Annotated in this window: 23 protein-coding genes; 11 read left to right on the top strand and 12 right to left on the bottom strand. The window is 64.2% G+C overall.

Annotation, left to right across the window (positions count from 1 at the left end; translation table 11 throughout):
* Positions 1–74: 74 nt before the first annotated feature.
* Positions 75–728 (bottom strand): HAD hydrolase-like protein, encoded by a 654-nt coding sequence (locus AC1Q5A_RS02660; RefSeq protein WP_492697988.1) that lies wholly within the window; start codon positions 726–728, stop codon positions 75–77.
* Entirely contained in the window at positions 728–1912 is a 1185-nt protein-coding gene (locus AC1Q5A_RS02655; protein WP_492697986.1) for a phosphoglycerate kinase, read from the bottom strand. The genes AC1Q5A_RS02660 and AC1Q5A_RS02655 overlap by 1 nt, the downstream gene beginning before the upstream one ends.
* A 174-nt stretch (positions 1913–2086) precedes the next feature.
* On the opposite strand from AC1Q5A_RS02655, the gene maiA reads away from it, so the two are divergent.
* Complete coding sequence (maiA, locus tag AC1Q5A_RS02650) at positions 2087–2755, top strand: maleylacetoacetate isomerase (protein WP_492697985.1); 669 nt, start codon at positions 2087–2089, stop codon at positions 2753–2755.
* Positions 2756–2847: 92 nt separating this feature from the next.
* Here the strand turns inward: maiA and AC1Q5A_RS02645 are convergent, their stop codons facing one another.
* Entirely contained in the window at positions 2848–3960 is a 1113-nt protein-coding gene (locus AC1Q5A_RS02645) for a PilT/PilU family type 4a pilus ATPase (protein ID WP_492697983.1), read from the bottom strand.
* Between the two features lie 84 nt (positions 3961–4044).
* Here AC1Q5A_RS02645 and AC1Q5A_RS02640 point away from each other — a divergent pair, with 84 nt between their 5' ends.
* From AC1Q5A_RS02640 to glmS, 5 genes are all read left to right on the top strand, one after another.
* Positions 4045–4599, top strand: coding sequence for a DUF4398 domain-containing protein (locus tag AC1Q5A_RS02640; protein ID WP_492697981.1), 555 nt, complete (start codon positions 4045–4047; stop codon positions 4597–4599).
* A complete protein-coding gene (locus tag AC1Q5A_RS02635) occupies positions 4596–5237 on the top strand; it encodes a hypothetical protein (RefSeq protein WP_492697979.1) in 642 nt (213 codons plus the stop codon). Before AC1Q5A_RS02640 ends, AC1Q5A_RS02635 begins: the two co-directional genes overlap by 4 nt.
* Positions 5238–5601: 364 nt before the next feature.
* Positions 5602–5829: an HP1242/YdcH family protein gene (locus AC1Q5A_RS02630; RefSeq protein WP_027492953.1), complete on the top strand. Its 228-nt coding sequence runs from the start codon at positions 5602–5604 to the stop codon at positions 5827–5829.
* Between the two features lie 146 nt (positions 5830–5975).
* The gene (locus tag AC1Q5A_RS02625; protein WP_492697977.1) at positions 5976–7346 is read left to right on the top strand and encodes a pyridoxal-phosphate dependent enzyme; all 1371 of its coding nucleotides are present in this window, start codon (positions 5976–5978) and stop codon (positions 7344–7346) included.
* Positions 7347–7604: 258 nt separating this feature from the next.
* Entirely contained in the window at positions 7605–9434 is a 1830-nt protein-coding gene (gene glmS / locus AC1Q5A_RS02620) for a glutamine--fructose-6-phosphate transaminase (isomerizing) (protein WP_492697975.1), read from the top strand.
* A 248-nt stretch (positions 9435–9682) separates the two neighbouring features.
* Here glmS and AC1Q5A_RS02615 read toward each other — a convergent pair whose 3' ends face one another.
* The 9 genes from AC1Q5A_RS02615 to rfbB all read right to left on the bottom strand — a co-directional run bounded on the left by AC1Q5A_RS02615 (position 9683) and on the right by rfbB (position 17173).
* Positions 9683–10210 carry a hypothetical protein gene (locus AC1Q5A_RS02615; protein ID WP_492697973.1) on the bottom strand — a complete coding sequence of 176 codons (528 nt, stop codon included), beginning with the start codon at positions 10208–10210 and terminating at the stop codon, positions 9683–9685.
* The gene (locus tag AC1Q5A_RS02610) at positions 10207–10485 is read right to left on the bottom strand and encodes a type II toxin-antitoxin system TacA family antitoxin (protein ID WP_027492958.1); all 279 of its coding nucleotides are present in this window, start codon (positions 10483–10485) and stop codon (positions 10207–10209) included. Before AC1Q5A_RS02610 ends, AC1Q5A_RS02615 begins: the two co-directional genes overlap by 4 nt.
* A 301-nt stretch (positions 10486–10786) precedes the next feature.
* The gene (locus tag AC1Q5A_RS02605; protein ID WP_492697971.1) at positions 10787–11200 is read right to left on the bottom strand and encodes a helix-turn-helix domain-containing protein; all 414 of its coding nucleotides are present in this window, start codon (positions 11198–11200) and stop codon (positions 10787–10789) included.
* Positions 11197–11481 carry a type II toxin-antitoxin system HigB family toxin gene (locus AC1Q5A_RS02600; RefSeq protein ID WP_492697969.1) on the bottom strand — a complete coding sequence of 95 codons (285 nt, stop codon included), beginning with the start codon at positions 11479–11481 and terminating at the stop codon, positions 11197–11199. Before AC1Q5A_RS02600 ends, AC1Q5A_RS02605 begins: the two co-directional genes overlap by 4 nt.
* 389 nt (positions 11482–11870) lie before the next feature.
* On the bottom strand, positions 11871–13283 hold the full coding sequence (locus AC1Q5A_RS02595; RefSeq protein WP_492697967.1) for a mannose-1-phosphate guanylyltransferase/mannose-6-phosphate isomerase: 1413 nt from the start codon (positions 13281–13283) through the stop codon (positions 11871–11873).
* A 326-nt stretch (positions 13284–13609) separates the two neighbouring features.
* A complete protein-coding gene (rfbD, locus tag AC1Q5A_RS02590) occupies positions 13610–14671 on the bottom strand; it encodes a dTDP-4-dehydrorhamnose reductase (protein WP_492697965.1) in 1062 nt (353 codons plus the stop codon).
* The gene (rfbC, locus tag AC1Q5A_RS02585) at positions 14668–15225 is read right to left on the bottom strand and encodes a dTDP-4-dehydrorhamnose 3,5-epimerase (protein ID WP_492697964.1); all 558 of its coding nucleotides are present in this window, start codon (positions 15223–15225) and stop codon (positions 14668–14670) included. Before rfbC ends, rfbD begins: the two co-directional genes overlap by 4 nt.
* Positions 15222–16106, bottom strand: coding sequence for a glucose-1-phosphate thymidylyltransferase RfbA (gene rfbA, locus AC1Q5A_RS02580; RefSeq protein ID WP_492697962.1), 885 nt, complete (start codon positions 16104–16106; stop codon positions 15222–15224). Before rfbA ends, rfbC begins: the two co-directional genes overlap by 4 nt.
* Positions 16103–17173, bottom strand: a complete 1071-nt coding sequence (gene rfbB, locus AC1Q5A_RS02575) for a dTDP-glucose 4,6-dehydratase (protein WP_492697960.1) — start codon at positions 17171–17173, stop codon at positions 16103–16105. Before rfbB ends, rfbA begins: the two co-directional genes overlap by 4 nt.
* Positions 17174–17443: 270 nt before the next feature.
* On the opposite strand from rfbB, the gene AC1Q5A_RS02570 reads away from it, so the two are divergent.
* The 5 genes from AC1Q5A_RS02570 to AC1Q5A_RS02550 form a co-directional block, all read left to right on the top strand.
* Complete coding sequence (locus tag AC1Q5A_RS02570; RefSeq protein ID WP_492697958.1) at positions 17444–18613, top strand: cystathionine gamma-synthase; 1170 nt, start codon at positions 17444–17446, stop codon at positions 18611–18613.
* A gap of 58 nt (positions 18614–18671) precedes the next feature.
* Positions 18672–20087 (top strand): glycosyltransferase family 4 protein, encoded by a 1416-nt coding sequence (locus AC1Q5A_RS02565; RefSeq protein WP_492697956.1) that lies wholly within the window; start codon positions 18672–18674, stop codon positions 20085–20087.
* Positions 20084–20878, top strand: a complete 795-nt coding sequence (locus AC1Q5A_RS02560; protein WP_492697954.1) for an ABC transporter permease — start codon at positions 20084–20086, stop codon at positions 20876–20878. Before AC1Q5A_RS02565 ends, AC1Q5A_RS02560 begins: the two co-directional genes overlap by 4 nt.
* Complete coding sequence (locus tag AC1Q5A_RS02555; RefSeq protein ID WP_492697952.1) at positions 20875–22101, top strand: ABC transporter ATP-binding protein; 1227 nt, start codon at positions 20875–20877, stop codon at positions 22099–22101. The genes AC1Q5A_RS02560 and AC1Q5A_RS02555 overlap by 4 nt, the downstream gene beginning before the upstream one ends.
* Positions 22098–23033, top strand: a 936-nt coding sequence (locus tag AC1Q5A_RS02550; protein ID WP_492697950.1) for an FkbM family methyltransferase, incomplete at its 3' end; no start/stop codon positions are given. The genes AC1Q5A_RS02555 and AC1Q5A_RS02550, both read left to right, overlap by 4 nt.

Raw genomic sequence — 23033 nt, 5'->3', positions numbered from 1 at the left:
TCCGGTAGGGCGGGCACCGCCCGCCGCTCTGCTTCGCCCATCATCCAAACAAAGGCCGGCGGACCGTGTCCGCCCTACGCGGCGGGGGTCGAGGCTTCCAGCAATGTAGCCAGTTCGTCCGGCGTTGCCGCGATGGCCTGCGCGCCGGCCTGCTCCAGCTCCGCGCGGTCGCCGAAACCCCACAACACGCCGAGGCCGCGCACGCGGTTGGCCACCGCGCCGTCGATATCGAAGTGGCGGTCGCCGATCATCACCGCGTCGGCCGGGTCGGCGCGGAAGTCGGCCAGCGCCGCGGCGATCATCGCGGCCTTCTCGCTGTGCGCGCTGCCCGGATGAGGGCCGTACAGGCGCTCGAACGCCGCGCCGAACGGCAGGTGTTCGATGATCGGCGCGGCGTGGCGGTGCGGCTTGCTGGTGACCACCGCGAGCCGGTGGCCGGCGCGGCGCAGCCGCCCGATCAGCGCCTCGATGCCCGGATAGATCGCGTGCTCGCGCCAGCCGTGCGTGTCGAAGCGCTCGTGGTAGTACGCCACCGCCGCCTCGATGCGTTCGGCGTCGTGGTCCAGCAGCGGCGCGAAGCTGTGCCGCAGCGGTGGGCCGATCCAGCGGCGCAGTTCCCCGCGCGCCGGTGCCGGCACGTCCAGCCGCGCCAGCGCATGCCTCACGCAGGCGGTGATGCCATGCTCGGAATCGATCAGGGTGCCGTCGAGGTCGAACAGGCAGAGCATTACTTCGCGGCTCGCGCCTTCAGCGCCGCCACCGCGGGCAGCTCCTTGCCTTCGAGAAACTCCAGGAACGCGCCGCCGCCGGTGGAGATGTAGGAGACCTGGTCGGCGATGCCGTACTTGTCGACCGCGGCCAGGGTGTCGCCGCCGCCGGCGATCGAGAACGCCTTCGACGCGGCGATCGCCCGCGCCAGCGTCTCGGTGCCCTTGCCGAACGCGTCGAACTCGAACACGCCGACCGGCCCGTTCCACACCACGGTGCCGGCCCTGGCGATCAGCGCGGCGTAGAGTTCGGCGGTCTGCGGGCCGATGTCGAGGATCATCTCGTCCTTGCCCACCTGGTCGACCGGCTTGATCGTGGCCGGCGCCTGCGCGGAGAACGCCGGCGCCACCACCACGTCGACCGGCATCGGCACCTCGGCGCCGCGGCGCTTCGCATCGGCCAGCACCTTTCTGGCGGCGTCGATCAGGTCCGGCTCATACAGCGAATTGCCTACCGAATGGCCCAGCGCGGCGATGAAGGTGTTGGCGATGCCGCCGCCCACGATCAGCTGGTCGACCTTGCCGATCAGGTTGTCGAGCAGGGTCAGCTTGGTCGAGACCTTGGAGCCGGCCACGATCGCCAGCAGCGGGTGCGCCGGATGTTCCAGCGCCTTGCCCAGCGCGTCCAGTTCGGCCGACAGCAGCGGGCCGGCTGCGGCGATCGGGGCGTACCTGATCACGCCGTGGGTGGAGGCCTGCGCGCGGTGCGCGGTGCCGAACGCGTCCATCACGAAGATGTCGCACAGCGCGGCGTACTTCCTGGCCAGCGCGTCGTCGTCCTTGCCTTCGCCGACGTTCATGCGGCAGTTTTCCAGCAGCACCACCTCGCCCGGCGCCACCTCGACGCCTTCGACCAGGTAGTCGGCGACCAGTCGCACCGGCTGGTGCAGGCGGGCGCTCAACCACAGCGCCACCGGCGCCAGCGAGGATTCGGCGTCGAACCGGCCTTCCTTCGGCCGGCCCAGGTGCGACATCACCATCACCTTCGCGCCGGCGTCGCGGGCGGCCTGGATCGTGGGCAGCGCGGCGTCGAGGCGCTGGGTCGAGGTGATCTGGCCGTGATCGTCGATCGGCACGTTCAGGTCTTCGCGGATCAGCACGCGCTGGCCGCGCAAATCGAGGTCACTCATGCGGATGACTGACACGGCGGAACTCCGTTGATGGGTGGAAAGCAGGCCCGAATGGGCGTCAACCGCTTATTGTCCAGTGCGTCGGGAGCCGATGCAAACCGCGGCGGGATGGCCGCAGGCTACCCGGTGATGCGCGCGACCCGCCACTATGGCTACACTGCCGGCTGTCCACGCGGGGGGAGGGCGGCTATGGCTACCGGGTTGGTGCTTTATGGCTATTGGCGCTCCAGTGCCGCGTATCGTGTGCGTATCGCGTTGAATCTCAAGGGGCTCGAGTACGAGACGCGCCCGGTGCACCTGGTGCGCGATGGCGGCGGGCAGCACGCGCCGGATTATCGCGCGCTCAATCCGCAGGAACTGATTCCCTGCCTGCTCGACGGCAACCGCGTGATCACCCAGTCGCTGGCGATCATGGAGTACCTCGACGAGATCCATCCGGAACTGGAAACGGCCCTGCTGCCGGTCGATGCGCGCGGGCGTGCCCGGGTGCGGGCGCTGGCGCAGGTGGTGGCCTGCGACATCCACCCGCTGGGCAACCTGCGCGTGCTGCAGCAGCTGGAAGCGGAGTTCGGCGCGAGCGAAGAGCAGCGCGCCGGGTGGTCGCGGCACTGGATCAGCGAGGGTTTCAGGGCGATCGAGGCGATGCTGGCCGACAACGCAGCCACCGGCCGCTACTGCTATGGCGAGGCGCCGGGCATGGCCGACGCCTGCCTGGTCCCGCAGGTCTACAACGCGCTGCGCTGGAAATTGCCGCTGGACGACTACCCGACGATCCGGCGCATCCACCAGGCCTGCAGCGAGCTGGAGGCGTTCCGGCGGGCGGCGCCGGAGGCGCAGGCGGATGCGCCGCAAAGCTAGAGACGAGTGAAGAGGAGTGGGAAACGAGAGAGCGGGGCGAGGCGGTTTGTGCCGTCCCTCACTTCTCACTCCTCTCCACTCACTCCTCGCCCTCAGAACCCCATGCCGTACGGGTCGTTGCCGGCCAGTTCCGGGTCGTTGCTGCCGCCTTCGGCGAGGCGGATCTTCAGCGCCAGGCCGTCGCGCGAATCGGACTTGTTGAGCGCCTCTTCCAGTTCCACGCGGCCTTCCTTGTACAGCCTGTACAGCGACTGGTCGAAGGTCTGCATGCCTTCCTGCAGGCTGCGGTCCATCGCTTCCTTGATCTCGTGGATCTGGCCGCGGCGGATCATGTCACGGATCAGCGGCGTGTTCAGCAGCACCTCGGCGGCCGGGATGCGGCGGCCGTCCTTGCCGATCACCAGGCGCTGGCTGATCACCGCGCGCAGGTTCAGCGCCAGGTTCATCAGCACGTTCTTGTGCGCCGACTCGGGGAAGAAGTTGAGGATGCGCTCCAGCGTCTGGTCGGCGTTGTTCGAGTGCAGCGTGGCCAGGCACAGGTGGCCGGTTTCGGAAAAGGCGATCGCCGCCTCCATCGTGTCGGTGTCGCGGATCTCGCCGATCATGATCACGTCCGGCGCCTCGCGCATCGCGTTCTTCAGCGCCTCGTGGTAGCTGTGCGTGTCCAGTCCCACCTCGCGCTGGTTGACGATCGACTTCTTGTGCCGGTGCAGATATTCGATCGGATCCTCGATGGTGAGGATGTGGCCGGCCGAATGGGTGTTGCGCTGGTCGAGCATCGCCGCCAGCGTGGTCGACTTGCCCGACCCGGTGGCGCCGACCACCAGGATCAGCCCGCGCGGTTCCATGATCAGGTCGCGGAAGATGCCGGGCAGCTGCAGCTGGTCGATGCTGGGGATCTCGCTCTTGATCGCGCGGATCACCATGCCCACTTCGCCGCGCTGCTTGAACACGTTGATGCGGAAACGGCCGGCTTCCTTCACCGCCAGCGCCATGTTCAGTTCCAGGTCGCGCTCGAACTGCGGCACCTGGCCTTCGTCCATCAGCGAATAGGCGATCTTCTTGACCATGCCGCCAGGCAGGCCGGTGTTGCCCAGCGGATACAGCTTGCCCTCAACCTTGATATTCACCGGGGCGCCGGTGGACAGGAACATGTCCGACGCGCCCTTGTCTACCATAAGCTTGAGGAAGTAGCCGATGTCCACGAATGACCCCTGTCTGCGCAAGGCGCGTTGCAAAGTCGGATTATGCCCGCCCACAATACGCTGCGACATACCACGAGGAATGTGATGCACATCTTTTCCCTGCCGGCCGGCTCTCCGCGCCGTCTCCGTACGGCCATGGCGATGGCGGCCCTGACCCTGCTGCTGGCCGGCTGCGCCTCGGCGCCGCCGCCGAACGATTCGATGAACATGGCGCAGTCGCAGCTGCAGATGGCCCGCGACGTGGGGGCGGCCGACTACGCCCCGGTCGACCTGGGCTTCGCGCAGGACAAGTTCCAGCAGGCGCAGACGGCCATGGCCGAGCGCAAGTACGCCGATGCGGCCAGCCTGGCCGAGGAATCCCGCGCCGACGCCGAGCTGGCCCAGGCCAAGGCCCGGCTGGGCGCGGCGCGGGCGCAGATCCAGAACAAGGTGCAGGAGAACACCCGCCTGCGCCAGGAGGGCGAGCAACTGGAGCCGCGCGACAACGCGCCGGCACCGCCGTCGCCCGCTCCACCACCCGGCCAGGACATGCCGGCGCCGGCCTCGAGCGCGCTGTCGGCACCGGCCGGTGCCGGTTTCCAGACCGTGCCGGATGCCAACCAGCAACCCGCTTCCAATTCCCACGGAGGCCAGCCATGAAACGTCCCACCCTCACCCTGGCCGCGATCGTGCTGGCGCTGGCGGCCGCCGGCTCGGCACACGCCCGCAAGGACGACATCGACATCGCCCGGCTGGGCGGCAGCCTCGACCAGCTCGCCAACGACCCCAGCCTGGGCCGTTACGCGCAGGCCGAGCAGGCGCGAGCCCGCGACGCGATCAACCGGCTGGCCCAGGCCGGCTCGCGCGAGCGGCCGCACGCGCTGTACCTGGCCGAACGCCGGGTCGATCTGGCCAAGACCGCCGCGCAGCTGCAGGATGCCCAGGTCAAGCTGACCCAGCTCGACCGCGAGCACGACCAGATCCTGCTCGACAACAGCCGGCGCGATGCCGAGCTGGCGCGGCGCGAACTGGAGCGCCAGCGCCTGCAGTACCAACTGGCCCAGGAAGAGGCGGCCCGGCTGCAGGCGCAGGGGCAGGAATACTCGCAGGCCGCCGAACAGGCGCGCGCCGAGGCCGAGCACGCGAAGAAGCTGGCGGCGGCGCAGAGCAAGGTGGCCAGGGCAGCCAAGCGCCAGGCTGAACTGGCCGCCCAGGCGGCCAAGGCGATGCGTTCGCAGATGAGCGAGGGCGAGCAGCCTGCCGAGGCAGCTTCGGACGCCTCGAAAAAGCACCCCTGACCCTGCTCCCGGCGGTGCGCTGCGGCGCTCCGCCGCGCCCGCGCCCGCGCCTCGTGGCGACTCGTCCGTAGCTTCGGTTAGATAAACGTAAAAGGCTGTTTTGACAGCTGTTTCAGCGGAAACCGCAGTGCTTCGCGGAGTCCCTCCGCGAGGCTTGCACCCCCCTGACCGGGGGAGTAGGGTCGAAGTCCCACGGGGCATCCAGGCCGCGTGGGCCACTGACCCGAATCATGCGCTTATTCCACGTTTCCATGCGTCACCCGCGTTCCGGCAGACCGGCGCGGGTCGTGGCTGCGTGCATGCATTCAACGTCTGCGGATGCTTCCTGTCGCATCCGCATGCCAACTCGCGAGGAGGTCGGATCATGTTTGAAAACCAGCAGCGTGATGATGTCGAGGCATTGATGAAGGCCGACGCCGAATTCCGCCGGCTCTACCAGCATCACCGCGAACTCGACAGCAAGGTGCACGACGCCGACATCGGCGTGCTGCCCATCGACGATGTCACCCTCGCCAGCATGAAGAAGGAGAAGCTGCTGGCCAAGGCACGACTCGAGCGCATGTGGACGGATCGGGCGCATCTCATCCACTGACTCTGTTTCACGCAATCGCGGCCCCGGGTCCTCCCTGATGCATCGGGAGGGCGCCGGGGCCGCCGCGTTGGTGGCGGCCCAGCGGTTATCATGGCGATCCCGCAGCAGCGGCATCGCCCGGCTGCCTTTCCAGCGACGGAGCCTCCATGACGGTCCACCAGAGTGTCCTCGAACTGATCGGACGTACCCCGATGGTGCGCGCGCAGCGCCTGGATACCGGGCCGTGCGAGCTGTTCCTCAAGCTGGAGAGCACCAACCCCGGCGGCTCGATCAAGGACCGCATCGGCCTGTCGATGATCGAGGGCGCCGAGAAGGATGGCCGCATCCGTCCCGGCGACATCCTGGTCGAGGGTACCGCCGGCAACACCGGCCTGGGGCTGGCCCTGGTGGCGCAGCAGAAGGGCTACCGGCTGATCCTGGTGGTGCCGGACAAGATGAGCCGCGAGAAGATCTTCAACCTCAAGGCGATGGGTGCCGAGGTGGTGCTAACCCGCTCCGACGTGGCCAAGGGCCACCCCGAGTACTACCAGGACATGGCCGAGCGGATCGCCCGCGAAACGCCCGGCGCCTACTTCATCAACCAGTTCGGCAACCTCGACAACCCGGCCGCGCACATCGCCACCACCGGGCCGGAGATCCTCGAACAGATGGACGGCCGGGTCGACGCGGTGGTGGTCGGCTGCGGCTCGTCCGGCACGCTGAGCGGGCTGTCGAAGTTCTTTGCCGGCCACTCGCCGCAGACGGAATTCGTGCTGGCCGACCCGGTCGGTTCGATCCTCGCGCAGTACATCAACGAGGGCACGCTCTCGACCAAGTCCGCCAGCTGGATGGTCGAGGGCATCGGCGAGGATTTCCTGCCCTCGATCAGCGACTTCACCCGGGTGAAGAAGGCCTATGCGATCCCCGACAAGGAGAGCTTCCTCACCGCGCGCGAACTGCTGGCGAAGGAGGGCGTGCTGGGCGGCTCGTCCACTGGCACCCTGGTCGCCGCAGCGCTGCGCTACTGCCGCGAACAGACTGCGCCGAAGCGCGTGGTGACCTTGGTCTGCGACACCGGCAACAAGTACCTGTCCAAGCTGTACAACGACTACTGGATGCTCGACAACGGCTTCATCGAGCGCGAGCGGCACGGCGACCTGCGCGACCTGCTGCTGCGCCCGTTCGCCCGGCGCGACACCGTGGTGGTCGGCCCCAACGAGCTGCTGGTCACCGCCTACAACCGCATGAAGCTGTACGACGTGTCGCAGCTGCCGGTGATGGACGGCCGCAAGCTGGTCGGCATCGTCGACGAGTCCGACGTGCTGATGCACGTGCACACCGACGAGACGCGTTTCCGCGACCCGGTGTCGACCGCGATGATCACCAGCCTGCAGAAGCTCGACGTGCGCTCGCCGATCGAATCGCTGCTGCCGGTGTTCGAGCGCGGCCACGTCGCGATCGTGGTCGACGGCGACGATTTCCTCGGCCTGATCACCCGCATCGACCTGTTGAACTATTTGCGGCGCAAGGTGGACTAAGGAAGTCCTGACTTTGCTCGTCATCCCAGCGAAGGCTGGGATCCAGCGCCTCCAAACTGTTGAACGCAAAGGCGCGGGATGACCAGACCTTCGTCTGTTGAAAAGCGCTTCCTGCTTGCGCAGGAATGACGAGCAAGGAACCGATTGATCAAACCTTCCCTGAGCGCGGCGCGTGAAAGCCTGGTGCAATGCGGGCCGGCCAAGATGCCGGAGCCAACGCGGCCACCGGCCGCGCATCGAACAAGGAGCCCCCCGTCCATGTGTGGAATCGTTGCTGCCGTCGCCCAGCGTGACGTCGCCCCGCTGCTGATCGCCGGCCTGAAGGCGCTCGAATACCGCGGCTATGACTCCTCCGGCGTGGCCGTGCTCGACCACGGCGCGATCCGCCGCGTGCGCGCCAAGGGCAAGGTGCGCGAGATGGAGGCGCAGTACCTCGCCGACCCGCTGCCCGGCGGCACCGGCATCGCGCATACCCGCTGGGCCACCCACGGCGCGCCGAGCGAGGCGAACGCGCATCCGCACATCGCCGGCCGCGTGGCGATCGTGCACAACGGCATCATCGAGAACTACGTCAGCCTGCGCGCCGGGCTGCAGGCTGAGGGCCACGTGTTCACCTCCGAGACCGACACCGAAGTGATGGCCGTGCTGATCGACCGCCATATCGGCCAGGGCATGTGCCTGCGCGAGGCGGTGCTGGCTACCGTGCGCGAGCTGGAAGGCGCCTACGCGATCGCGGTGGTCAGTCGCGACGAGCCCGACCGCGTGGTCGGCGCACGCCGCGGCGCGCCGCTGCTGGTCGGCCTGGGCATCGGCGAGAACTTCCTCGGCTCCGACGCGCAGGCGCTGATCCAGGTCACCAACAAGATGCTGCATCTCGACGAGAACGACGTGGTCGAGATCACCCGCGACAGCGTGCAGGTGTTCGCCCTCGACGGCACGCCGGTGGCGCGCCCGGTGCACGAGAGCGAGCTGTCCTCCGATGCGGTCGAGCGCGGCGAATACCGCCACTACATGCAGAAGGAGATCTTCGAGCAGCCGCGCGCGATCGCCGACACGCTGGAGGCGCGCCTCGGCCCGCACGGCGTGCTGCCAAACATCTTCGGCATCGACAGCGAGGCGCTGCTGCGCCACGTCCGCGGCCTGCACATCATCGCCTGCGGCACCAGCTACCACGCCGGCCTGGTGGCGAAGTACTGGATCGAGGAGTACGCACGCCTGCCGGTCAGCGTGGAGGTGGCCAGCGAATACCGCTACCGCGAGACGGTGGTGCCGGAGGGCACGCTGTTCGTCGCCATCTCGCAGTCCGGCGAAACCGCCGACACGCTGGCGGCGATGCGCGAATCGCGCCGGCGCGGCTACCTCGGCACGCTGGCGATCTGCAACGTGCCCGAATCCTCGGTGGTGCGCGAGGCCGACCTGAAGCTGATGACCCGCGCCGGCCCCGAGATCGGCGTGGCCTCGACCAAGGCCTTCACCACCCAGCTGGCCGGCCTGGCCCTGCTCACGCTGGAGCTGGCCCGCCGCCACGGGCTCGACGGGGAGCGCTACGCGGCGCTGTGCGCCGAGCTGCAGCACCTGCCGCGGGCGGTCGAGAACGCGTTGCAGCTGGAGCCGGCGATCATCGCGCTGGCGGCCGACTTCATCCACCGCCAGCACGCGCTGTTCCTCGGCCGCGGCGTGCAGTATCCGGTGGCGCTGGAGGGCGCGCTGAAGCTCAAGGAGATCTCCTACATCCACGCCGAGGCGTATGCCGCCGGCGAGCTCAAGCACGGCCCGCTGGCGCTGGTCGACGAGAACATGCCGGTGATCGCGGTGGCGCCGAACGGCCCGCTGCTGGACAAGCTGAAGTCCAACCTGCAGGAAGTGCGTGCCCGCGGCGGCCGGCTGATCGTGTTCGCCGACGGCGCCGCCGGCATGGACGACATGGCCGGCCACGGCGCCATGCTGCGCGTCGAATCCGGCGGTTCCTTCATCGCGCCGGCCGTGTTCACCGTGCCGCTGCAACTGCTCGCCTACCACGTCGCCGTGATGCGTGGCACCGACGTCGACCAGCCGCGCAACCTCGCGAAATCAGTGACTGTCGAGTAGCCGCCTGAATCCGCAGGAGACCGCTGGTGAGACCGGATAGAGGTTCCAGTTGGGCAATAGAAGTTCCAACTACAGGTCGGCCACGGCCTGGCTCTGCTGAGACAAAAGGCCGGAAACGGCTGAATTGACCGCTGCGAGTTGGTGTTTCTGATGTGCCGGCCGACCTTGCCGTGGAGGCGAATGTCGGCCTTGTTGCAATCTTTCGACGTGCGCGGCGCCGGCAGCGAGGCTCCAAGACGGCATGATTTCTACAGAAGACCTTTCGCCTTCAGCTCCGCCTCGAACGTCGCGAGGGCCATCACCAGCGTGAGCGGCTTGTCGGCCAGTGCCACGGCGCCATAGCTGGCGTACCACGCGGCAGCCCTCCCGTTCTTCGCATCGATCATGAGCAAGACCCCCCCCACAACGTCGGCGGCGCGCAAGCAGCGCCGTGCGGCCATCGCGAGGAGCTGACCGCCGAGACCACCGCCTTGCAGCCGTTTGTCCGTCGCGATACGCGCGAGCCTAAAACCCGGCACGTCGTGATGCGCCAAGCTCTTGCGCACCTGCTCGGGCGTATCCGCGTAAGCGAGCGCCCCAGGCGCCAAGCTGTAAAAGCCGAGAACCGTCTTGCCGTCCGCGTCGTCGACGGCGACAAAGGTTTTCGCGCCGCCGGCCTCGTGGCTCTGACGCGCGTACTTGTGAAGGAACTCGTTCATCGCGGAATCGCCGCAGTCGAACAACTTGCGATCATGCTTCTTGGAGATCGGTTCCTCGTGCCAGGCGGGGACGCTCATCCCTGCTTGGGCAGCGCCGCGATAGCCTTGCGCAGTTTGGCGTTCGGCGCCGGCGGGTTTTCGAGCATCCTCAGCACCGCAACACTGTCCCTTTCCGACAGGACGATGCGCTCGGCCTCCGCAATCACGGCCTTGGCTTCGCGCAAGGCCGGTTGCAGCACGAAATCCGTCAGATCCGTGTGTCGCAGCGCAGCCGCCCGCACGAGCGTGGCCTTCTGCTCGGGCAAAACCCGCAGATTCATCCGCTTGTTGTCATCTACAGCGACTCGGGGCATGGCTCTTTACTCCCATGTACTCATTTAAAGAGTACATCTTAAATGCCTTTATATCAATTCGTGAGTATTCAATCCGTACAGCTATCGAGCGCCGACAAGGGCAGCAGCGCCAACAGCGAGGTCGCAATCAGGCTTCGCACTCGGGGTGCGGTTGGAACCTCTATTCGGTCTCACCAGTGTGGTGGGACCGAATAGAGGTTCCAATCGGGGTCGTGCAGCTGCGCAGCTCAGTCAACGAAACCGGCAAAAAATCTACCGAACAGGTTCCAACAAGCTCGGCGTCAGCAAAAGTGGCGGTCTGCTAGAAGAAAACAGCCGGGCTGATGCCGAAGCGAGCTGACAGGTTTCGGATGTGGCCTACAGTCAGGCTGCGCTTGCCAGCCAGAATCTCGGAAACCACGCTCTGGCGACCGATCTCCGGCAACTGGTTCTGGTTGAGGTCGTGCTGCTCCATCAGAAACCGAAGAATCTGCACGCCATTCACTTCCGGCATGGGGAAGTGCCGCTGATCGTAGGCGTAGATGAGATCGCTGATAGTCATGAACAGCGAGTGGCTCGGGTGTCCTTCATCCATAGCACCCATCTCAAGCAGCTCATCGGCCACACGGGTGGCTTCCTCGTAATCCCGCTCGTTGGCGATATGGCCGATATGGGCGACCCCCCGGAAGTTATCCCAGGCGTTCGTAATGGGGGCGATGGCGAGTTGTGCGTTCATTTCCATTTGCCCTTGTCGTACTCGGCGTGTGTCAGGACGTGTTTGATGTAGCAGATCTGCTGGATGAAACTGATACCGGTGATGATGCGGTAGTGGTCACCCCGAATGTCGAAGATGTACTTGTCACCGTAAATATCGAGTGCGCGGAAGGTCTTTCTTAGCTCGTTGAAGCCTTGGAAGTCATTGCTCTCAATAAGTTTTCGCCAAGTCTGCAGGGGTTCGTCTGCATCCGGGTGTTCCCGGGCAAACTCGACCAGGCGTCTGTTGGTGATGACCCGCATCTTGTACGTCCTTGTGCTTGTCGGGCTATTTTATCGCAATTTGCGATGATGTCAATCGCAAATTGCAATGCCCGACCAGGTTTCTACGGTTGTCTTGGTATCTGCTGACAAGCCCGATCATCCCAGTTGGGAACCTCGAATAACCGCTTTTTTGCACGTCATTCCTGCGAAAGCAGGAATCCAGCGTCTTGACCCTCAATAACTTTAGAGTCGCTGGATCCCAGCTTTCGCCGGGATGACCGCGGTTTTTCGAGGCCCCATTGGGGCCAGATAGGGACGCGCCGCAGCGACCGTGGAGTAGAGCGAGAAATGAGGAAGAGGAGTGAGAAACGAGAGAAGGCGGCGAAGCCTTTACTCGTTTCTCACTCCTCTCCACTCACCCCTCGCTCTCAGGCGCGGCCGTACACGTCGTCGTAGCGCACGATGTCGTCTTCGCCGAGGTAGCTGCCGGATTGCACCTCGATCAGCTCCAGCGCGACCTTGCCGGGATTGCGCAGGCGGTGCTTGCTGCCCAGCGGGATGTAGGTGCTCTGGTTCTCGCCGAGCAGGAACACCTTGTCGTCGCAGGTGACCTCGGCGGTGCCGGAGACCACGATCCAGTGCTCCGCACGGTGATGATGCTTCTGCAGACTCAGGCTGGCGCCGGGCTTGACCACGATGCGCTTCACCTGGAAGCGCCCGCCTTCCTCCAGCGAGTCGTAGCTGCCCCACGGCCGGTACACCACGCGGTGCAGCGAGTGCTCGCTGCGGCCGGCCGCCTTCAGCTGCTCGACGATCTTCTTCACGTCCTGCGCGGCGTCGCGGTGCGCCACCAGGGTGGCGTCCGGCGTGGTCACCACGATCAGGTCGTCGACGCCGACGGTGGCGAGCAGGTGGCGCTCGTGCGAGCGCAGCAGCGAGTTGCGCGTGCCCACCGCCAGGGTGTCGCCCTCGCGCAGGTTGCCCTCGGCGTCCTTGTCGCCGGTCAGCCACAGCGCCGACCACGAGCCGATGTCGCTCCACGCGCAGCTGACCGCGACCACCGCGGCGCGGCGGGTCTTTTCCATCACCGCGTAGTCGATCGAGTCGTCCGGCACCTGCGCGAACGCGTCGCGGTCGATGCGCACGAAGTCGAGGTCGGCGCTGGCTTTCGCATGCGCCGCGCGCACCGCGGCCAGCATCGCCGGCGCATGCGCGGCCAGCTCCTCCAGGTAGCGCGAAGCCTTGAACAGGAACATGCCGGAGTTCCAGTCGTAGCCGCCATCGGCCAGGTACGACCCGGCCGTGGCCAGGTCGGGCTTCTCCACGAACTGCTCCACGCGGTAGCCATGACTGTCGATCGCCTCGGCGCGGCGGATGTAGCCGAAGCCGGTTTCGGCGCGATCCGGGCGAATGCCGAAGGTGACCAGCCAGCCCTGCGCGGCCAGCGGCATTGCTTGCCTCACGCCCTCGACGAAGGCGGCGGTGTCGCCGATCAGGTGGTCGGCCGGCAGCACCAGCAGCATGGCGTCGGCGTCGCGCTGCAAGGCCTCAAGCGCGCCCAGCGCGATCGCCGGCGCGGTATTGCGCGCCAGCGGCTCCAGCACGATGGTGGCGTCTTCGATGCCTGCTTCCAGCAACTGGTCGGCGGCGAGGAAGCGGTGGTCCTCGCTGGCCACCACGATCGGCGCGGTGACGTCCGGCAGCTGTCGGGTGCGCGCGATGGTCTGCTGGAACAGCGTGCCCTTGCCGGCCAGTTCGAGGAACTGCTTGGGCAGGTTCTTGCGCGAGACCGGCCACAGCCGGGTGCCGCTGCCGCCGCTGAGGATGAGGGGGATCAACATGACTGGCCCTTTTCAGTGCTTTGTCGTGACCAGCCTGCGCATTACATCATGCAGGCCGTACTGCCAGTCAGGCAGCGTGAAGTTGATATATCGCTGGAAATCACCATTATCCCGCAACGATCAGATCCTGATCCAGCCGTAGGGCGGGCCCCGCCCGCCAGACCTTGAGCCGGAGCCAAAGCGGCGGACAGTGTCCGCCCTACGAAACGAGCGTAGCGCCCACGGGTGAGCATCGTAGGGCGGGCACCGCCCGCCAGATCTTGAGCCGGAGCCAAAGCGGCGGACAGTGTCCGCCCTACGAAGCGAGTGCAGCACCCACGGGTGAGTTACTGCTGAGGGTCGCTGGGTTGGTTGCCGAGTCGGGCAATCACGCTGTACAGGCCGTCGCGCCAGTCCGGTAGAGGCACGGCAAACCGCTGCTGGAAGTTCGTGTTGTCCAGCAGCGACCACTCCGGACGCACGGCTGGCGTGGGGAACTCGGCACTGCTGATCGGAATTACCCGCGGTTGGCGGGCAAGCAGGCCCATCGCCGCGGCCTGCTCGAAGATCGCGCTGGCGAAGCCGTGCCAGGTCGTCGCGCCGCTGGCGACCAGGTGATGGGTGCCGACCAGCGCGCGACGCTGCACGCCATCCGACTGCAGCCAGCGGTCGAGTGCGGCGAGTGTGCCGCGCACGATCAGCATCGTATCGGTGGGTGCGCCGTGTTGGTCGGCCACCACGCGCAGCTCGTCGCGTTCCGCGCCCAGGCGCAGCATGGTGCGCAGGAAGTTGTGGCCGTGCGCGGCGTAGACCCACGCCGTGCGGAAGGTGAGGTGGTCGGCGCCGCTGCTGCGCAGCGTCTGCTCGCCGGCCAGCTTGCTGCGGCCATAGGCGCCGAGCGGGCCGGTGGGCGCGTCGACGGCGTAAGGCTGCGCCTGCCTGCCGTCGAACACGTAGTCGGTCGAGTAGTGGATCACCAGCGCGCCGTGCGCCGCAGCCCATTGGCCCAGCACGCCGACCGCCTCGCCGTTGACGCGGGTAGCCAGCGCCTCTTCCCGCTCGGCGCGATCGACCGCGGTGTACGCGGCGGCATTGACGATCACGTCCGGCCGCAGGCGGCCGAGCAGGGCGGGCAGCGATTCCGGTTTGGCGAGGTCGGCCGCAAGGATATCGGGCGTGGGTGCATCCTTGTCATCCCGGCGAAAGCCGGGATCCAGCGACTTCAAGTCGACGGCATGCGAAGGCGCTGGATTCCAGCTTTCGCTGGAAGGACGTGCAGGCTTTCCGGGACTTCCGACAAAGGTGCCGTCACGGCTGGCGACCATGAGTTCGCCGCGGGCGGCCAGGCCACCGTCCTCGATGAAGCTGCGGCCAAGCTGGCCGTTGGCGCCGAGCAGCAGGACCCTCACGGCCGGTAGACCGGCAGCCGCTCGGGTGGCACGTCCGCGAGCAGCGGCGTCTTGCCGTCCTTGTCCGACAGCAGCGGCTTGCTGATCGGCCAGTCGATGCCGAGCGCGGCATCGTTCCAGCGGATGCCGGCATCGGTCTTCGGGTCGTACAGCGCGGTGCACTGGTAGGTGAAAGTGGCGAACTCCGACAGCACGCAGAAGCCGTGCGCGAAACCTTCCGGTACCCAGAAGTGGCGATGGTTGTCGGCAGTCAGCATTACCTCCACCGATTGCCCGAAGGTGGGCGAGCCGCGGCGGATGTCCACCGCCACGTCGAACACCTCGCCTTCCAGCACGCTGACCAGCTTGCCCTGCGGGTTTGGCCACTGGTAATGCAGCCCGCGCAGCACGCCGCGAGCCGAGCGCGAGACGTTGGACTGCACGAAGCGATGGTCGACGCCGGCCGCGCGGTACTTTGCCTCGTTGTAGCTTTCATAAAAGAAGCCGCGGGCGTCGCCGAACACCTGGGGTTCGAGGATCAGGGCGCCGGGCAGCATCGTTTCGATGACCTTCATCGCGCCACGCCCTGTTGAGTCAGTTGTTGCAGATACTGCCCATAACCGGTCTTGACCAGCGGTGCGGCCAGTGCCAGCAACTGCTCGGCGTTTATCCAGCCGTTGAGATAGGCAATCTCCTCCGGGCAGCACACCTTGAGGCCCTGCCGGTTCTCGATCGTCTGGATGTAGTTGCCCGCTTCCATCAGCGACTCGTGGGTGCCGGTGTCGAGCCAGGCGAAGCCGCGGCCGAGCTGCTCCAGGTGCAGCGAGCCGTCGTCGAGGTAGCAGCGGTTGAGGTCGGTGATTTCCAGTTCGCCGCGCGGCGAGGGCTTCAGCGAGGCGGCATAGTCGCATGCGCGGCCGTCGTAGAAATACAGGCCGGTGACCGCGTAGTGCGACTTCGGCTGCGCGGGCTTCTCCTCCAGGCCGACTACCTTGCCGGCGGCGTCGAACTCGGCCACGCCATAGCGTTCCGGGTCCTTCACCCAGTAGCCGAACACGGTGGCGCCATGCCCGCGCGCGGCGGCGCGCTTGAGCCGCTCGGTGAAGCCGTGGCCGTAGAAGATGTTGTCGCCCAGCACCAGGCAGCTCGGCTTGCCGTCGACGAAATCGCGGCCGATGGTGAACGCCTGCGCCAGGCCGTCGGGCGAGTGCTGTACCGCGTAGCGGATGTCGATGCCCCACTGCGAGCCGTCGCCCAGCAGGCGCTGGAACATCGCCTGCTCGTGCGGGGTGTTGATCACCAGCACCTCGCGGATGCCAGCCAGCATCAGTGTGGCCAGCGGGTAGTAGATCATCGGCTTGTCGTACACCGGCAGCAGCTGCTTGCTGATCGCGCGGGTGATCGGGTGCAGCCGGGTGCCGGAGCCGCCGGCGAGGATGATGCCCTTCATGCTCATGCGCCCAGCCTCTCCATGCGGTAGCTGCCGTCGAGCACGCGCTGCACCCACGGCTGGTGGTCGAGGTACCAGTCCACCGTGGCGGCGATGCCGCTCTCGAAGGTCTGCGAGGGCTTCCAGCCCAGCTCGCGCTGCAGCTTGCCGGAGTCGATCGCATAGCGGCGGTCGTGGCCGGGGCGATCCTTCACGTAGGTGATCAGCGATTCGCGCGCACGGCCGTCGGCCAGCGGCCGGCGCGCATCGAGCAGCGCGCAGATGGTCTTCACCACGGTAATGTTCTCGCGCTCGGCATTGCCACCAACGTTGTAGGTTTCGCCCACCCGGCCGGTATCCAGCACGCGGCGGATCGCGCTGCAGTGGTCGCCCACGAACAGCCAGTCGCGGATGTTCCTGCCGTCGCCGTAGACCGGCAGCGATTCGCCGGCCAGCGCCTTGGCGGTCACCAGCGGGATCAATTTTTCCGGGAACTGGTATGGCCCGTAGTTGTTCGAGCAGTTGGTGGTCAGCACCGGCAGGCCGTAGGTGTGGTGGAACGCGCGCACCAGGTGGTCGGAGGCGGCTTTCGACGCGGAGTACGGCGAGTTCGGCGCGTACGGCGTGGTCTCGGTGAACCTGCCCTCGGCGCCGAGCGAGCCGTACACCTCGTCGGTGGACACGTGCAGGAAGCGGAACGCCTCGTGGGCGTCGCCTACCAGGCTGCGCCAGTAATCGCGGGCGCACTCCAGCAGGCCCAGCGTGCCGACCACGTTGGTCTGCACGAACTCGGCCGGGCCGTCGATCGAGCGGTCCACGTGCGACTCGGCGGCGAAATTGACGATCGCCGCGGGCTGGTGTTCGGCGAGCAGCGCGGCCACCAGCGCACGGTCGCCGATGTCGCCGTGCACGAACACATGCCGTTCATTGCCCTGCAGCGATGCCAGCGTGTCCGGATTGCCGGCGTAGGTGAGCTTGTCGAGGTTCACGACCCGCAGCCCATCAGCCACCGCCTGCAACACGAAATTGGCACCGATGAAGCCAGCTCCGCCGGTGACCAGCAGGGTCTTGCTCCTCGTGGATGATTCGTTCATCAAGTTGTCCTAAGTTTCAGCTGAGTGGAGCTGCAAGGCGGCTCGGAAGCCGTGGGCAGCAAATGATGCCGGTTCCCGACGCAATGACCAAGCACGGGCCATGTCCATGGGGGCGCCTGGCGACGAAGATGCTGAAAAGCTGACGGTTTGCTCACTTTGAGATGAACGTCGTCTTCACCCAATTGCCCGGCAGTTAACTCTTAACGGCTAGAATCCCGGACTGGATCCTTGTCGAGGTGGCCCGTCCGGCGGGTTGGGAGAAACAGATCGATGAAAAGCGGCAAGCAACGCAGTGAACAGGGAATGGGCACCCGCGCGATCCATGCCGGCCAGCATCCCGATCCCAGCACCGGCGCCATCATGACGCCGATCTACGCCACCTCGACCTACGTGCAGGAGAGTCCGGGCAAGCACAAGGGCTACGAGTACTCACGCACGCAAAATCCTACGCGCATGGCCTACGAGCGCTGCGTGGCGGACCTCGAAGGCGGTGTGGCCGGCTTCGCGTTCGCCTCTGGCCTGGCCGCGGCCGCGACCACGCTGGACCTGCTCGACTCGGGCAGCCACGTGATCGCGATGGACGACCTCTACGGCGGCACCTACCGCCTGTTCGAGCGGGTGCGTCGGCGCTCGGCCGGGCTGGACTTCAGCTTCGTCGACCTGAACGACATGGCGGCGCTGAAAGCGGCATTGAAGCCGAATACACGGATGATCTGGGCCGAGACGCCGACCAACCCGATGCTGAAGCTGGTCGACCTGGCCAAGGTCGCTGCGTTCGCGAAGAAGCGCGGCCTGATCCTGGTGGTCGACAACACGTTCTGCTCGCCGATGGTGCAGCGTCCACTGGAATTCGGCGCCGATCTGGTGCTGCATTCGGCCACCAAGTACCTCAATGGCCACTCCGACATGGTCGGCGGCATCGTCGTGGCTGGCAGCAAGGAATTGGCCGAGCCGATGGGCTTCCTGCAGAACTCGGTGGGCGCGGTCGCTGGCCCGTTCGACGCGTTCCTCGCCATGCGCGGCCTGAAGACCCTGCATCTGCGCATGAGGGCGCATTGCGAAAACGCGTTTGAGCTGGCGAAGTGGCTGGAAAAGCATCCGGCGATCGAGCGGGTGATCTATCCCGGTCTCAAGAGCCATCCGCAGCACGCCTTGGCCAAACGCCAGATGCACGGCTTTGGCGGCATCATCACGATCGAAGTAAAGGGTGGTTTGAAAAAGGCCAAGCGCATGCTGGAGCGCTGCGAACTGTTCGCGTTGGCCGAATCCCTCGGTGGCGTCGAAAGCCTGATCGAGCATCCGGCGATCATGACTCATGCCTCGGTGCCGGTTGCCAACCGCAAACGACTGGGGATCAGTGATGGATTGATCAGGTTGTCGGTGGGCGTGGAGGATATTGCTGATCTTCACGCAGAGCTGACAAACGCTTTGGGTAGTTGAGCCATGGCACGTGCATACGCTTTGCCTGCATGGCAATTGGAGACTTAGGGTGGGTGACGTGAGCAAGCGAAGCAGGAGTCTTGGGCTGACGCTGCTCAACTTGTCTGCATGGATCCGTCGGCAGCCTTGGTTGAAGGCGATATATCGCCAGTTCCCGGTAGCTCTGCGCAACAAGGTGTCCGAAGCGTTGGCTGCGCGCGCCAGTCAGCAGGTGAAGTTTCGGCGCACATCAAACTGGAAGCGTGATGCGCACTTGCCGGTCCGGATCCGGGCTGGGGCGATGCGTCAAGGCCGGTTCGATAAAACGGCCGGCGTGAACATATTTGCCTATGCTCGCGGCCAGTTCGGACTTGCCGAGAGCGCGCGTCTCTACGCGCGGGCACTGCTGGCCGAGGGCTACCCAGTGGCCGTATACGACATCGACCTTGGTATGCCTCACGGCATGGACGATGCCAGTTTGGATCAGTACATCGGCATGGATACGCCGTACCATGTCAATCTGATCTTCGTCAATCCTGACTATCTTGATGATGCCATTGCGAAGATTGGTCCCAAGCGTCTCGATGGTCGCTATACCATTGCATGCTGGTTCTGGGAGCTGGAAGCATTTCCGGAAGAATGGAAGTCCGCATTGCAGGCGGTTGACGAGATCATGGTTTCGTCAAGTTTTATTGCGGGGATTATCAAGCCGATTACCGATAAGCCGATATTGCACGTGCCATTGCCCGTCGACGAGGTGGAGGACAGTGGTTTGAAGCGTGTGGATTTCGGGCTGGATGATGACGCATTCATCTTCCTTAACAGCTTCGATTTCAATTCCTTCCTGGCACGGAAGAACCCCTTTGCGGTTATCGAAGCGTTCCTTCAGGCATTTCCGGATGACGGAATGGATATCCGGTTGCTGATCAAGTCGAGCAATGGCCATCGCCAGCCTGAAAAATTGCGGGAGCTGTTGAACGCCGCTGCGGTCGATCGGCGTATTCTGGTCCGCGACGATGTGATCGATCGACGTGATGTGCAAGCATTGCAGCGTTGTGCGAACGCCTACATATCGTTGCATCGTGCCGAGGGTTTCGGGCTCGGGCTCGCTGAAAGCATGCGCCTCGGCAAGCCGGTGATTGCCACGGCGTGGTCGGGCAACATGGAATTCATGACCTCTGACAACAGTTGTCTGGTCGATTACCGATTGGTGCCGGTGAATGAAGGCGAATACCTGCACAATGCTGGCCAGCGCTGGGCCGAGCCGGACGTGGCGCATGCTGCGGCACAGATGCGCCGACTGGTCGAGGACCGGGAGTATGCCGCGAAAATCGGGGCGCAGGCAGCGATCGATATTCGGGACAAACTTTCGTTCCAAACGGCGGCAGCACAGATCATCCGACGACTGGAGGCGTTGTCGTCGCCTTCACGATCGTCATCAGGCACGGGTTCCGATTCGGTAACCGGCATCTCCGAAAAGGCAAGCAATTCATGAAAGACATACTGACGGCGCTATGGAATTACCGTCACTTCATCTTTTCGTCGATCAGGAACGATCTTCGTTCGCGGTTTGCACGAAGCAGACTCGGTGCGCTCTGGATGATCCTGCAGCCGCTGGCGCAGGTCGCGATTTATTCACTGGTGTTGTCACGCATCATGGCAACAAAATTGCCTGGTATCGATAATCGTTATGCTTATGTCATATACCTGATGGCGGGTATGGTTGCGTGGTCATTGTTTGCAGAAGTGGTGACTCGGTCACTGACCATATTTGTTGAAAATGGCAACCTGATGAAAAAAATGTCCTTCCCAAGGGTTTGCCTGCCTTTCATCATCAGCGGTTCCGCATTGATAAACAATCTGCTTTTGTTGATGACGGCAATAGGCCTGTTTGTGCTTATGGGCCACGCATTGAGTCTGGCGGTATTGTGGCTGCCACTTCTGATCGCCATCAACCTGGCATTTTCCCTTGGCCTTGGTCTGATTCTGGGAGTGTTGAATGTATTTGTCAGGGATGTGGCGCAGGTGATGACCGTGATACTCCAATTGCTATTCTGGCTTACGCCGATCGTTTATATGCCAAGCATTATTCCGGAGCGTCTGCACGCGGTGCTCGAGTTCAATCCGATGATGCATATGGTGGCGGCTTTCCAGAGCGTCATTCTGTACGGGCGTTCACCGGATGTTGGTGCACTGGCTGTTGTTGCTGTAGTGGCGGTTGCCCTGCTGTTGTGCTCACTGGTTCTGTTCAGGCGTGCGGCACCGGAAATGGTGGATGTGCTGTGAGCGGATCATTATTGGAGGTCATCGGGCTCGGCAAGGCTTTTCGCGATTATGGCAGTGAGCTGAAACGATTTGCTTCCTGGTTTGGCATTCCCGTCAAGCCACGGCAGGAGGCATGGGTGCTGAGGGGTGTTTCGTTCAGCCTGGTGGCTGGTGAGGCCATAGGCATCATCGGGCAGAATGGTGCAGGCAAAAGTACCCTTCTTAAACTCATTACGGGCACCTTGCGACCCACGGAAGGACGTATCGCTCTGGGTGGGCGTGTATCGGCCATCCTTGAGCTCGGCATGGGTTTCGATTTCGACCTCACCGGTCGGCAGAACGTGTACCACACAGCCGGACTGATGGGATTCTCGCAGCGGAACATCGATGAAGTGATCGCTGCAATCGAGGATTTTGCCGAGATTGGTGAATACTTCGATCACCCTGTGCGCACCTATTCGAGCGGCATGCAGATGCGTGTCGCGTTCAGCGTCGCCACGGCATTCCGCCCGGATGTGCTCATCGTGGATGAAGCGCTCTCCGTTGGCGACGCATACTTCCAGCACAAGAGTTTTGACCGCATCAGGGAATTCCAGCGACAGGGAACGGCATTGTTGATCGTGTCGCACGACAAGTCCGCCGTGCAGTCATTGTGCAGTCGTGCGATCCTGCTCGACCACGGACAGGTCGTGAAGGATGGCAATCCGGAAGAAGTAATGGACTTCTATAACGCACTGATCGCGGAGCAGGGAAATGCGACGGTTCAGCTGGATCGTCATGCCGATGGCCGAGTACGCACGGTGTCAGGAACGGGCGAGGCTGTCGTTGAATCGATCAACCTACTGAATGATGAGGGGCAGCCCGTCGAATTCGTCAACGTAGGCGATATGGTGGTTCTGCGGATAATGGTCCGTACCAAGGCGGAGATACCTAGGCTGGTTCTTGGGTACATGATCAAGGATCGCCTTGGGCAGCCAGTGTATGGCACCAATACCCATCATACGAAACAGGCGCTGTCGAACGTTGATGAAGGGGCGCTTGTCGAATTTCGAATTGCATTTCGGGTAAATGCAGGAGTCGGCTCGTATTCGATTTCCACGGCACTCGTCAGCACGGACACACATCTCGTGAACAATTTCGAATGGCGTGACCTTGCGTTCATCTTTACCGTGCTAAACCATGACAAACCTTATTTTGAAGGCATTGCCTGGCTTCCGTCAGAGATCGAGATCGAATCAAAGTGAAGTTCATATCTTACGCGCAGAATTTTGAAGACGTCATGCTGCGGCGTGCGCTCAAGCGCGTGAAAAAAGGTTTCTACGTCGACGTTGGTGCACAGGATCCAGTACGGGATTCGGTTTCAAAGGCGTTTTACGAAATGGGCTGGCACGGCATCAACATCGAGCCGGTGTCGGTCTGGTTTGAAAAATTGAGTGCCGATCGTCCGCGCGACATCAATCTTCGCGTGGCTGCATCGTCTTCCGATGGCGATGTCACCCTCTATGAAGTAAAGGATAGCGGCTTGTCGACGATGGATGTCGATTATGCGAAGCATTACAGCGATGATGGCATGGAGGTAGTGGAACATTCGGTACAGACACGAACGCTGAGTTCGATTCTTGCGGATGCAGCCGTCCAGGAGATCCATTTCCTCAAGGTGGATGTCGAGGGTGCTGAAGAAAGCGTACTCAGGGGAATGGACTTCAGTGAATACCGCCCATGGATCATTCTGGTCGAGGCGAGGCTCCCGAACTCTACTCGCGACGCATTTCGCAGTTGGGAGTCTTTGATTGTCTCCGCTGGATATACGTTTGCCTGGGATGACGGTCTCAATCGCTTTTATTATGCGAACGAGCACAGTCGGTTGGCGCGGGCGTTCAAATTGCCCCCCAACGTTTTTGATCAATTTGTAACGTATGACGAGTCGCATTTAAGCGATCTTTCCCGCTGGGCACACGAACTGGAGGCGAAGCTGGCGCAGGCCGAGGCGTCTGCCATCGCCGCGCAGGCCGGCTTGGCCGAACAGCTGGAGGCGCAGCATCAGGATCTGCTGAAGCTGGATGCAGCGCTGCAGGAAGCGCAGGCCAGCCAGTCCGCGGTCGTGGCGGATCGCGACGAAGTGACGCGCTGGGCACACGAACTGGAGGCGAAGCTGGCGCAGGCCGAGGCGTCTGCG

This window comes from Rhodanobacter sp. GW835-FHT13D09 (genome assembly GCF_058793995.1).
The sequence above is the reverse complement of the archived record's forward strand: the minus strand, read 5'-3'. Positions and strand labels throughout refer to the sequence as shown.